At 46.7% G+C, this 12,412-nt stretch carries 11 protein-coding genes; 4 read left to right on the top strand and 7 right to left on the bottom strand.

All coding sequences use genetic code 11. The annotated features are described in order from the left end of the window. The 3 genes from ACQY6Q_RS08175 to tldD form a co-directional block, all read left to right on the top strand. The coding region (locus ACQY6Q_RS08175) for a YhdP family protein (RefSeq protein ID WP_427980032.1) at positions 1 to 3,270 on the top strand (3,270 nt) is incomplete at its 5' end. A 10-nt stretch (positions 3,271 to 3,280) separates the two neighbouring features. Then, a complete protein-coding gene (locus ACQY6Q_RS08170) occupies positions 3,281 to 4,105 on the top strand; it encodes a carbon-nitrogen hydrolase family protein (protein WP_427980030.1) in 825 nt (274 codons plus the stop codon). A 5-nt stretch (positions 4,106 to 4,110) separates the two neighbouring features. Next, positions 4,111 to 5,562 (top strand): metalloprotease TldD, encoded by a 1,452-nt coding sequence (tldD, locus tag ACQY6Q_RS08165; protein WP_427980027.1) that lies wholly within the window; start codon positions 4,111 to 4,113, stop codon positions 5,560 to 5,562. A gap of 27 nt (positions 5,563 to 5,589) precedes the next feature. Here the strand turns inward: tldD and yjgA are convergent, their stop codons facing one another. Then, positions 5,590 to 6,096 (bottom strand): ribosome biogenesis factor YjgA, encoded by a 507-nt coding sequence (gene yjgA, locus ACQY6Q_RS08160; RefSeq protein WP_427980025.1) that lies wholly within the window; start codon positions 6,094 to 6,096, stop codon positions 5,590 to 5,592. Positions 6,097 to 6,198: 102 nt separating this feature from the next. On the opposite strand from yjgA, the gene pmbA reads away from it, so the two are divergent. Next, positions 6,199 to 7,539, top strand: coding sequence for a metalloprotease PmbA (pmbA, locus tag ACQY6Q_RS08155; RefSeq protein WP_427980022.1), 1,341 nt, complete (start codon positions 6,199 to 6,201; stop codon positions 7,537 to 7,539). A 25-nt stretch (positions 7,540 to 7,564) separates the two neighbouring features. On the opposite strand, the gene mgtE is transcribed toward pmbA, so the two are convergent. From mgtE to ACQY6Q_RS08125, 6 genes are all read right to left on the bottom strand, one after another. Next, positions 7,565 to 8,926: a magnesium transporter gene (mgtE, locus tag ACQY6Q_RS08150; RefSeq protein WP_427980019.1), complete on the bottom strand. Its 1,362-nt coding sequence runs from the start codon at positions 8,924 to 8,926 to the stop codon at positions 7,565 to 7,567. Between the two features lie 69 nt (positions 8,927 to 8,995). Then, the gene (locus tag ACQY6Q_RS08145; RefSeq protein ID WP_427980038.1) at positions 8,996 to 9,268 is read right to left on the bottom strand and encodes an HPr family phosphocarrier protein; all 273 of its coding nucleotides are present in this window, start codon (positions 9,266 to 9,268) and stop codon (positions 8,996 to 8,998) included. After that, positions 9,252 to 10,109, bottom strand: coding sequence for an RNase adapter RapZ (gene rapZ / locus ACQY6Q_RS08140; RefSeq protein ID WP_427980017.1), 858 nt, complete (start codon positions 10,107 to 10,109; stop codon positions 9,252 to 9,254). Before rapZ ends, ACQY6Q_RS08145 begins: the two co-directional genes overlap by 17 nt. Before the next feature lie 26 nt (positions 10,110 to 10,135). Further along, positions 10,136 to 10,579 carry a PTS IIA-like nitrogen regulatory protein PtsN gene (gene ptsN / locus ACQY6Q_RS08135; RefSeq protein ID WP_427980014.1) on the bottom strand — a complete coding sequence of 148 codons (444 nt, stop codon included), beginning with the start codon at positions 10,577 to 10,579 and terminating at the stop codon, positions 10,136 to 10,138. 8 nt (positions 10,580 to 10,587) lie between these two features. After that, a complete protein-coding gene (gene hpf / locus ACQY6Q_RS08130; protein ID WP_055732833.1) occupies positions 10,588 to 10,875 on the bottom strand; it encodes a ribosome hibernation promoting factor in 288 nt (95 codons plus the stop codon). 24 nt (positions 10,876 to 10,899) lie between these two features. After that, positions 10,900 to 12,402: an RNA polymerase factor sigma-54 gene (locus ACQY6Q_RS08125; protein ID WP_427980011.1), complete on the bottom strand. Its 1,503-nt coding sequence runs from the start codon at positions 12,400 to 12,402 to the stop codon at positions 10,900 to 10,902. Between the last annotated feature and the right edge of the window lie 10 nt (positions 12,403 to 12,412).

Raw genomic sequence — 12,412 nt, 5'->3', positions numbered from 1 at the left:
CTGCGTATCGGTGGCGATTTTAATCAAGGTCGTCTCAAGTTGCGGGTTGATTTGCAGGGGGATGCCAGCAATATAGTCGATTTAACTGCGAAGATTTATCTGCAAGCTGAGCAAGTGAACTTAGCCGCTTTTGCTGAGCCCGGCAGTCGTTTAGCCGAGCAGTTTCATAGTAATTTAAATTTGTCGTTGTGGGGGGATTTTTCTGCTCAACAGGCGACCCGCTGGGTGGCCCAGTGGCAAGACAGCCGGTTGCAGTGGGGGGAAGGATTTGCTCAGCAGCTAGAAATCCATAGTGGTCTGAGCCAAGTGATTCAGCAAGGTGAGCTGTGGCGGGTAGATAAACTGCCTTGGGACATGGCCATTAACGGTGCAGCCAGTGATTTTTCATTACAAGGTTTGCTAAGTCCAACGCAACAACGCTGGCGACTTAGTGGGCTCAATTTGGCTGCTTGGTCGGCGACAGGGGCCTTATATCAAGAGGCTTTGCCAACGCTTGACTGGCCTAGTTTAATACAAGCAGGTGAATTAGTTGACGGGGAGTTAAGTTATCAGCAGCAGTCTTCGTCCCTAAGCTATAAAGCTGAACTGAAAGCATTGGCCACCGAGGGGCAGGGTTTTATTCCTAAGTTGACTGGGCTAAACGTGACCTTGCAAGGCGACTTGCAGCAAGCCCATATTCAGTTACAGCAACAAGGCGAGTTTCATCTGCTAGAACAGTTTAAGCAAGGTTTAAACATTGAGCAGCTAGATGCCTCTGTGAATGTGGATTTTGGCGAATCGGGTTTTAGCATTAGTAGTGCTTCGACGCATTTGCTTACTCCTGAACTCGACTTTGCAGGGCAGTGGCGCTTAGCTTGGGCGAAAGGCCAAAAATGGCCATTTTTGAGTTTAATGGCTAACGCTGAAATTAAAGATGCGGCCAAGGCTTTTTGGTATTACCCCGAAGTGATGCCTGATAAGGTGTATGGGTACTTAGAAAAAGCCTTATTAGCCGGGCAGGCTAAACATAGCCAGGTGCTGTGGTATGGCACACTGAACCACTATCCTTATAACAATATGGACGGCATTTTTCAGGCTTATGTGCCCTTAGAAAATGCTAGTTTTCAGTTTGACCCCGATTGGCCCGCCTTACAAGAATTACAGCTAGACCTATTGTTCCAAAATGACGGCTTGTTCATGGAAAGCCAGCAAGCTAAGTTGGGGGCGGTGCCCGCTCAGCGAATTAGCGCGAGTATTCCTCGCTTTTATCGTCACTCAGAGCTCTATATCACCGGTGAACTCGCTGGTGAGGCGAGTGATGTGCAAGCTTATCTACAACAATCACCGGTAGAAGCCTTAAGCTCGAGTTTGCAACAGTTGCCACTGAGTGGCGGCAAGGTGAAGGGCGAAGTGTATCTCAACATTCCTCTTGCGGGAGGTAAGGTTGATGTGAATGGGCATGTCGACTTTCTGGGGAATAATCTAAATGTTCTGCCAACAGGTATGAACTTACAGCAAGTGACGGGACGTTTAGTCTTTCAAAACGAGAAGTTGCGTAGTAGCGGGTTAACCGCAGTTTGGCGGGATCTGCCCTTATCACTGAAGTTGGCAACTAAAACAGAGTCTCGGAGTTATCAATTGGAGATGGACTTAGCAGGGCGCTGGCCCGTCGCCGATATGGAACGAGCGTTTGCTATGCCCTTGGCGGTGTATGCTAGCGGAAGTTTGGATTGGCAGGGGGATTTAGCCATTCAATTAAAGCCTGATGGTTTATTTGATTATCAGGGGGACTTTCGCTCGGAGTTGCTAGGCTTGGGCTTAAAAATGCCTGCTCCTATGGATAAGAGTGCCCAGCAAAGCTGGCCGAGTTTGCTCAGTATTAATGGTAATCAGCTAAGCAGCATGATTAACCTAGAATCAAACAAAATTCTGTCGCTAACTGCTCAAGTCGATTTTTCTGAAGGTCAGAAAAAACTGCAGTATGCCTTATTAAATTTGGGCGAAAACAATGGATTGCGCTGGCAGGGGCAAGGTTTAGCGATGTCCTTTGATTTTGCTGAATTAGAATTAATGCCTTGGCTAAACTGGGCTAAGCAGCAAACGAATAACACAGCGGTGGTTCCCGAGAGTGAATACACCAATGTTAGTTTAGTGGTTCCCGAGTTGTTGTTTGTTCGGGGAACGGTGGCCAAGGCTAAGCTACTTGGGCAAACTATTGAGCAACTAGACATCGCTTTTTTGCCTCGCAGTAAGACTCCCTTACAAATCGAATCTCAGCAATTGGTCGCCAGTTTGGCTGTGCCTAAACAACCAAGCCTAGACTTACCGGTACACTTAAACATAGAAAAAGCACTACTCGCTGATGTGGATTTTTCGCTACTAGAACAATCGCCACAAGCTGAAGTGGCTATCGGCCTGAATGAGCAAGCTGAAGTGTCGTTGATCACCAAGCTGCCACCCTTAATTGTTGATTGCCAAGACTGTCAGTTGGGGCCTTATCGTTTAGGGAAATTTAATCTTAATCTACCGATTGCCCAGCAAAATATGCAAAACGGGCGCTTAAGAGTGGATTGGGGACATACCCAGCTCAGTTCAGATTTGTTTTGGACGCTACAAGATGGACAAGAGAGCGCCGGGCTTAAAGGCGGTTTTACCAGTAATAGCTTAGAAAAGCTGATTGGTGATATGGGCTATGACAGCCCCTTAAAAAACACGCCAGCGCGTTATAACTTTGATCTAAATTGGCAGGACAGTTTGCTCTCTCCGCAAAAAGAGTCGTTAAATGGGCGTTTAGAGCTGAAAACAGATAAGGGTGTGGTGACCGAGATAAGCGATAAGGGGACTCGAATTTTAAGTCTTGCCAGTTTGGATACCATTCGCCGCCGCTTGCAATTGGACTTTAGTGATGTGTTTGAAAAAGGGCTGCATTTCGATTCGATGAGTGCTAGCGTCAATTTTGATCATGGTGTGGCAGATAATCAGGATTTCTATCTCGACGGTGTGGCAGGGGTGATGCGTGGCAAAGGCAAGCTAGATTTAGCTTCCGGGAAAATTGATTATCGCGTGAGTTATTCGCCTAAAGTGACCTCTAGTTTACCGGTATTAGCGGCGTTCTTAGTGACGCCGGCCACCGGCGTTGCGGTGTTGGCTTTGTCTAAGTTATTAGAGCCGGTGGTAGAAGTGGTAACGCAAATTGATTTTGCCTTGAAGGGGAATATTGCTGAACCTGAGCTTATCGAGTTAGAGCGAGTGAAGAAAGAAATCACCGTACCAGACGAATTTAGACAGTAAGGAGCCAACAATGAATCTAATCGCTTTGCAGATGTGCTCCGGTTCATCCCTAACTGATAACCTAGAGCAAGCCGAACAACTCTTGCAAGAGGCTTGTCCTCGCGCCGGTGATTTAGTGCTTTTGCCGGAAAACTTTGCCCAGTACGGTGGCGGCGAACAAGCCTATTTAACTGTCGCCGAAGCTTTAGCTAATGGGCCTATTCAGACTTGGTTAGCCAAACAGGCTCAACGTTATGGTATTTATCTGGTGGCGGGCAGTGTGCCTATTCAGGCCGAACAAACTACACGTTGTTACACCACTAGCTTGGCGTTTTCGCCGCAAGGCGAATTACTTCAGTACTATCACAAGCTGCATTTGTTTGATGTAGATGTGGCTGACAACGTGGGTTGTTATCGAGAGTCAGATTATTTTGTCGCCGGACAAAAGTTGGCTTATTTCGATGCTGGAGGTGTGCGCGTCGGCATGAGCATCTGTTTTGATTTGCGCTTTCCTTACCTATTTCAGCTGCTGCGCCAACAGGGCTGTGATATTGTATTGCTTCCTGCGGCGTTTACCGCACTCACAGGGGAAGCTCATTGGCAGGCACTGTTGCAAGCAAGAGCAATAGAAAACCAATGTTATATTGTGGCTGCTAATCAAGCTGGAACACATGATAATCAGCGTAAAACTTGGGGCCATTCAATGATAGTGGATCCTTGGGGACGTTGTTTAGATGTACAAAGCACCAATTTAGGCGCGGCCAAGGCCGAGTTTAGCTCGCAATTACTACAGCAAGTTAGGGATAACATGCCCCTGCCGCTGCACCAACAATTACAACTAGGGTGGAGAGAATAATTACTATGTCGTTTGAACAAGTCAGTCAGTCATTACTGTTGCCAGGGGGAATTGGCGAACTAGAATTGCAAATGGCGCTGACCGAAGTCGCGAAACAGCAAATTGATTATGCTGATCTGTATTTTCAGCACAGTCGTCATGAGTCGTGGGTATTGGAAGACGGCATCGTTAAAGAAGGCAGTTATAATATTGAGCAGGGCTTGGGCGTTCGAGCCATTAGCGGCGAACAAACCGGTTTCGCTTACTCTGATGTAATTGATAATCAAGCCTTATTACGTACTTGCCAAGCAGCACGTGGTATTAGTCCTAATCCTAATCCCGGACGAGCGCTAGTTAAGCCCTTCAAAAAGGTGACTGCCGAACAGTTTTATCAGGCCGATAATCCCTTGGTCAGCTTATCTAACCAGCAAAAAATAGCGCTACTCGAACGTGCCGATAAGTATGCTCGTAGCTTAGATCCAGCGGTGACCCAAGTGATCGTTAGCCTTAGCGGAGTTTATGAGGAAGTGCTGGTGGCCGCCAGTGATGGTACTTTAGCTGCCGATATTCGCCCCTTAATTCGTTTTAACTGTAGTGTATTAGTAGAGCGTAATCAGCGGCGTGAACGTGGTTCTGCTGGTGGCGGTGGGCGGCGTAAGTACAGTTCCTTTTTAGAAGACGTTAACGGACGAGAACGCGCTATGAGCTTTGTTGACGAAGCGGTGCGCCAAGCTTTAGTCAACCTTGAGGCTATCGATGCTCCTGCGGGGCTAATGCCTGTAGTGCTCGGTGCCGGCTGGCCGGGAGTTTTGCTGCATGAGGCCGTTGGCCATGGTTTGGAAGGAGACTTTAATCGTAAGGGCTCTTCTGCCTTTAGTGGCTGCATGGGCCAACAAGTGGCCTCCAAGCTTTGTACCGTGGTTGACGATGGCACTTTAGGTCAGCGTCGTGGCTCAGTGAGTATCGATGACGAAGGTACCCCCGGCCAATATAACGTATTAATTGAAAACGGGGTGCTTAAAGCTTATATGCAAGATAAGCATAATGCTCAATTGATGAATACCCACTCTACCGGTAATGGCCGGCGTGAGTCTTACGCGCATTTACCTCTACCTCGTATGACGAATACTTATATGTTAGCGGGAGAAAGTGAGCCTGAAGAGCTGATCGCCTCGGTTAAAAAGGGCATTTATGCACCTAATTTTGGCGGTGGGCAGGTTGATATTACCTCTGGCAAGTTTGTGTTCTCGGCTTCAGAAGCTTATTTAATTGAAGACGGTAAAATTACTGCCCCAATTAAAGGAGCGACTCTTATTGGTAGTGGCCCTGAGGCGATGCAGCAGGTCTCTATGGTGGGCAATGATTTAGCCCTAGATCAAGGGGTTGGAGTCTGTGGTAAGGAAGGTCAAAGTGTGCCGGTGGGCGTTGGACAACCTAGTTTGAAGTTGGAACAGTTAACCGTAGGCGGTACCGCCTAAGTGAGGAAGGGGCCTAGGCCCCTTTTTTTATAAGGCTTGTTTGAGGTAGCTAACTAGCTCGTGATGGGCTTTGCCCGGTTTTTCTTGAGTTAACTCTTTCTTAGCCTGGCGAACCAGTTGTCTGAGTTTTTGTCGCTCTAGCTGGGGATGCGCTTCTAATAAGGCATTGATCGCTTCATCCCCTTCGCTAATTAACTGATCGCGTTGCTTTTCTAATGCCAGTTGCGCCTGTGCTTGATAGATGTGTTTGTTACGGATCTTATCTAAGCCGGCATTGATCAACTCTTCATTCTCGCTTCGCATCACTTTGCCAATGTAGTTCATATGGCGCCTATATGCTTCGCGCTTATCTTTTAAACGCTTGGCCAAGGCAATGGCTTCGCGTAGCGTTGGGCTCATTTCGATGGTGGCAAGTTGTGGATTGGTTAGCGCAACTAATTCGGCGCCAATTTTCTTTAAACGATCGGCTTCGCGCTTTATTTCCGACTTACTGATCCACTCGTCTTCCTCATCATAAGGCTGCGGGTTCTTCATTTTTTCACTCTCTAGAGACTTTTTTTACTATCTTACCAGTTCTTGCGTATAGTCGCTCGATGAGTTTTGTTATGCTATGGCGATGGAATAAAGTGAAGATCAATGATGAGTCCGGAAAAACAAGTTAGCCAAGAGTTAAGCCAATTAAAGCAGGCGGTAGAATTTGCATTGGAACAAGCTAAATTGCTTGGTGCCGATCAGTCAGAAGTGTCTATTTCTAAACAAACTGGTATTAGTGTCGCGACCCGTGAGCAACAGGTTGAGACCTTAGAATTTAACCACGATGGAGCTTTGGGCATTGCCCTGTATAAGGCTAACTGTAAGGGTAGTGCGTCAACTTCTGACTTGAGTCCTGAGGCGATAAAAAATGCGGTGAAAGCGGCTTATGATATTTGTCGCTATACGTCTACCGACAAAGCCGCAGGAATTGCAGATAAAGAACTACTTGCTACAAATATTCCCGATTTAGAGTTGTTTCACCCCCATCCCTTAGAACCCGATTATTTTATTGATGTGGCTAATCGTTGCGAGCACTTGGCCTTAAGCAACCCCAAAATTAAAGCGAGTGATGGCGCTAATATCAATAGTCACTACGGGGTGAAGGTATATGGAAATAGTCATGGCTTTTTAGCGGGCTATCCCACTAGTCGCCATAGCATCAGCTGTATGTTGATCGCCGGTGATAAAGATATGCAACGTGATTATTCCTATAGTGTAGCTCGGGACTTTGCCGATTTAGACAGCATTGAGCAGATTGCATCTAAGGCGGTTGATAAAACCTTAGGCCGTTTAAATAGCCGCAAAATATCCACTTGTGAAGTACCGGTTATTTTTGACCAAGACGTGGCTAGTGGTTTATTTGGCCATTTAGTGGGGGCGATTAGTGGCGGTAATTTATATCGGCGTTCTTCGTTTTTATTAGACGGTTTAGGTAAACAAGTGTTTCCAAGTTGGTTGTCTATTTATGAAGATCCGTTTGTAAAGAAGGGCTTGTCGAGCACGCCGTTTGATAGTGAAGGGGTCGCGCCTAAAGCCAAGCATATTATTGCTGATGGGGTGTTAGAGAGTTATTTACTGACCAGCTATTCGGCGCGTAAGTTAGGTATGCAAAGCACTGGGCATGCCGGTGGCATCCATAATTGGCAAATTAAGCACTCCGGTATCAGTCGCGCAGAGCTGTTACAGCAAATGGGCACCGGGTTGCTTGTCACTGAGCTGATGGGCCAAGGAGTGAATACTGTAACCGGTGATTATTCTCGTGGCGCGGCGGGTTACTGGGTGGAAAACGGAGAAATCGCCTTTCCGGTTCACGAAATTACCGTGGCGAGTACCTTGCAAGAGATCTACGCCAATATTGTGGCGATTGCCGATGACTTCGATAAAGAAAGCTCTATTCAGTCTGGCTCGGTGCTTATTTCTTCGATGAAAATTGCTGGTAGTTAACTAGCTTCACTAAAGCAGTGCTCGCTTATGCGAGCACTAACGTCGCCATCCCCAAGAACGAAAACAGTCCCATTACGTCCGTCACGGTGGTGAGGGCCATCCCGCCAGCTAGTGCCGGGTCGATGTTAAACTTTTTCATTAGCAGGGGAATGCTGGCGCCGGCCAAACCTGCCAAAGACATGTTAATAAACATGGCTCCAGCAATGATAACCCCTAGCGTCCAGTCTCCCTTCCAAAAAGTGACCACTAAGGCGATTACGCTGGCCCAAATCATCCCGTTAAGCATGCCAATAGCTGCTTCCTTACCAATTAGCCAGCGTGAGTTGCCTTCCCCAATATGACCCACGGCCAAGCCACGAATTACTAGCGCTAGAGTCTGGTTTCCGGCAATTCCTCCCATACTGGGCACTATCGTCATTAACACAGCCAGAGTGGCGAGTTGCTCTAGGGTGGATTCGAACATATTGCTAATTGAGGCCGCGATGAGGGCTGCACAGAGATTGATACCTAGCCAGAAAGTTCGGCGCTGAGTACTTTTAATCACTGGCGCAAAGGTATCTTCATCGTCATCCATACCGGCCATACCCATCATGCTGTGCTCTGCATGTTCACGAATAATATCCACCACGTCATCAATGGTGATACGGCCAAGCAAGCGACCCTGTTCGTCAACTACCGGGGCAGAAATCCAGTCATGTCGCTCAAATAGAGCGGCTACATCATCTTCGGCCATGTTGACGTCGATGCTTTCGGCGCTGCTGTCCATGACGTCACGGACATTCACATTGGGGTTGACTGTTAGTAGCGTGGAAAGGGGAATATCACCCAGTAATAAGTCGTTTTCGTCCACCACATATAAGGCATCGGTGGCTTCTGGTAGTTCACCACGTAAACGTAAGTAGCGTAATACTACATCGATGCTAACGTCGGCGCGCAGAGTGATGGTATCGGTGTTCATGATACTGCCAGCCGTATCTTCTGGATAGGCGAGTGCAGCTTCTACACGATGGCGATCTTGGCTATCCATCGCATCCAGCACTTCTCGATAAACACTGTCTGGCAGGCTACGTAATACGTAGGCAATGTCATCGGTATCCATGTTTTCGGTGGCTGCGGCTAGGCTTTCGGGGGCCATCAGCTGCAACACCCCTTCCATGACATCCTCGTTAAGCTCTTCGAGAATCTCACCGTGTTGTTCGGGATCGGTCAGTTGCCATAGAACCTTACGACCGGCAGGCGGGCTAGATTCCAATAATAAGGCGACATCACAGGCAGGCATTTGATGAAGTATTCGCCTAACATACACGAACATACCGCTGTCTAGAGCTTGATGAAGCTCCTGAAGGCGTTTATGTTGGTTAGGGTTTAACTCCATCTCTTCTAGCATAAGCGAATCCCTATTTGTGCTGCTGCAAGCCTTGCCTGCTAAGTGTAGCTTGAGTTTATTGCAATCGTTTTATTCTTCGTCGAAGTTAGCTTCAACCAAGGCTTGTACCGCATCTAAGGCAGCTTCCGCATCGTCTCCTTCGGCTATCAGCGTTAGGGTGCTGCCCTGCGCGCTGGCGAGTACCATGAGTCCTAATACACTGGCGGCGGAGGCGATTTTATCTCCATCCATGATACTTAATTCAGCATTAAATTGCTGGGCCAACTCTACTAATTTAGTGGCGGGGCGAGCATGTAACCCCAATTTGTTTTTTACGATAACCTGTCTAGTGAGCTTCAAGATGATGTTCCAAAGTGCGATGACGACGTTGTACTTTTCGTTTTGAGCTAAAGTGCTCGGCCAGCTTTTCCGCCACATAAACACTGCGATGTTGTCCACCGGTGCAGCCTATGGCAATGGTTAGGTAGGCACGGTTGTTGGCCTCCAAATGGGGTAGCCAGCTATCAAGTAATTGACTAATTTGATCAATATACTCAGTGACTAAGGGCTGAGCAGCGAGGTAATCTTGAACCGCTTGGTCTAAACCGGTCAGTGGGCGAAGTTGTTCTTGCCAATGCGGGTTAGGCAAAAAACGTGCGTCAAACATATAGTCTGCATCGCTGGGCACACCATTTTTGAAGCCAAAGGATTCAAATACCATAATCAGCTGTTGTTGTTTATCACCGGTGACTCGCGAGCGGATCAGGCTGCTGAGTTCATGAACCGATAACCTCGAAGTATCGATCCGTAAATCGGCGTTACTTGAGATGGGCTCTAATAGGGCGGTTTCCGATTCAATCGCCTCGGCCAGTGAAACACCGTTTTGACTTAGTGGGTGGACTCGCCGCGTCTCGCTATAACGACGAATTAGAGCCTCGTCTTTGGCATCTAAGAAGATGCTGAGCAAGTTGACTTCGGGGCCGGCATTGCGGATCACCCGCGCGATCGGTGAGGGCTCATCTGGAAGGTTACGAATATCGATGCTAATGGCAACCTTCGGATACTTTTGTTTTAAGTTGTCGATAAGCGACTGCCACAACAGTACCGGAAGGTTGTCGACACAATAATACCCGAGATCTTCTAACACTCGTAAGGCAACCGTTTTGCCTGAACCGGAGCGTCCACTAACGATGATTAGTTCCATGATGGCCCCTAATTAAGCTTAGAGTATTAGGCTACCATGATGTTGTATAGCTCGTCATCACTTTGTGCGCAGCGAAGTTGTTTACATACTTGTTTATCATTAAGTTTTTCAGCAACTTGAGATAGGGTGTTTAAGTGTTGCTGACATTGGTCTTCGGGGACTAATAAGGCAAAAACCAAATCGACGGGTTGATTGTCGATGGAGTCAAACGTTATCGCAGGATCACAGCGTAAGAAAACCGCAGTGGCTTGATGTTCACTAGCAATTCGCCCATGGGGAATCGCAATACCTTGGCCAATGCCGGTGCTGCCCATTTTTTCTCTATTTAATAAACTCTCAAAAATACTTTGAGCAGAGATATCCAATTGGCTAGCTGCCAGCTCGCTAATGATTTCTAGGGCGCGTTTTTTTGAAGAGCATTGAACTGCACGTTGCGTGCAGTTCAAACTTAGTACTTTATTTAGTTGCATTAGAGTGACTAGTGTTTAGTGAGTTTTTCTTTGTGTTTGATAACTTGACGATCGAGTTTATCGATCAGGCTATCGATGGCTGCGTACATGTCGGTGTGTTCTGAAGTGGCAAATACCTCACCACCATTTAAATGTAGGGTCGCTTCGGCGATTTGATTTAGTTTCTCCACATTTAAGATGACATGAACATTATTTATTTGTTCGAATCGTCGGGTTAGTTTGGCAAATTTTGTGTGGACATATTCTTTTAATGACTCAGTAATTTCTACGTGGTGTCCGGTAAGATTAATTTGCATAGATATCGTCCCCTGTTATAGGCCTTAGATAAGGCTTTTACGTTGGTTAGAAGGTGGAATAGCCAAAGACTCACGGTATTTAGCAATGGTGCGTCTTGCCACCTTGATCCCCTGATCTGCCAAAATATCAGCAATTTTACTATCGCTGAGTGGTTTATTGCTGTTTTCGGCAGCTACCAGTTTTTTAATTAAGGCTCTAATTGCTGTAGAAGAGCATTCCCCGCCCCCTTCGGTGGTGACATGGCTGGAAAAGAAGTATTTCAATTCAAAAATGCCACGAGGAGTATGCATAAATTTCTGGGTGGTAACCCGAGAAATAGTCGACTCATGCATTTCTACAGCTTCTGCTACATCGTTCAATACCATTGGTTTCATCGCTTCTTCTCCATACTCAAAGAAGGCTTGCTGATGGTGAACAATGCAGTTCGATACTTTTAACAGTGTTTCGTTACGGCTTTCAATGCTTTTGATAAACCACTTAGCTTCTTGTAAATGACTACGAATAAACTGGGTATCGTTGGCATTGGTAGAGGTTTTACTGAGTGAAGCATAGTGAGAATTTACCCTTAATTTGGGCATGGCGTCAGGGTTTAGTTCTACCACCCATCGACCTTGACGTTTTATGACCGAGACATCGGGAATAACGTATTGCGCCTGATTGGGTTCTACAGCGTTGCCAGGACGGGGCTCTAAGGTATGAATGAGTCGCATAACTTCACGCAACTGCTCTTCTTTCAATTTGGTTTTACGTGACAATAAGCGGAAGTCGCGATTGGCTAAGACATCGATATGGTTAGTGACAATGTCTTTAGCTTCTTTTAGCCAAGGAGTATCTTCGGCAAAGCGGCCTAATTGAATCATTAAGCATTCTTGTAAAGAGCGCGCGCCAATACCTACCGGATCGAAGTGTTGAATACGCTTTAATACAGCTTCAACTTCATCCAGCTCAACATCTAAATCGTTATTTTCACTGTCGCGTAAACCTTCTAAGAGCTGTTCGCAATTTTGAGTTAGGTAACCTGATTCATCAATCGCATCGATAATTGCCAACGCAATAGCTTGGTCAACTTCACTAAATGGTGTCAGTTGCATCTGCCATACTAAGTGGTCTTGTAAAGATTCAACGGTTTCACCTTGAAACAACATATCGCTGTCGTCGCTAACACCGCTGCTGCCTGAGCTTGAAGGTCCTGAACTGGCGCTGTAGATATCATCCCAAGTGGAATCCACCGGTAAGTCATCAGAAACAGTGTCTTGGTTAATGGCATCGCCGGCTTCTAATTGACTATTATCAACTTCGTTGTTTATACTGCTATCGTTAATTTTGTCATTAAGAGATTGAGCCTCATTAGCATCGTTGTCACTGGCGTGTGACTCATCCGCTTCGAGCAGAGGGTTACTTTCCAGTGCCTCCTGAATTTCTTGCTGCAAATCCAGTGTTGAAAGCTGGAGTAAGCGAATCGCCTGTTGTAACTGAGGGGTCATGGTCAATTGTTGACCAAGACGCAACTGCAAAGATGCTTTCATTAACTACCGC

This window comes from Agarivorans sp. (assembly GCF_050295395.1).
Classification (GTDB): domain Bacteria; phylum Pseudomonadota; class Gammaproteobacteria; order Enterobacterales; family Celerinatantimonadaceae; genus Agarivorans.
The sequence above is the reverse complement of the archived record's forward strand: the minus strand, read 5'-3'. Positions and strand labels throughout refer to the sequence as shown.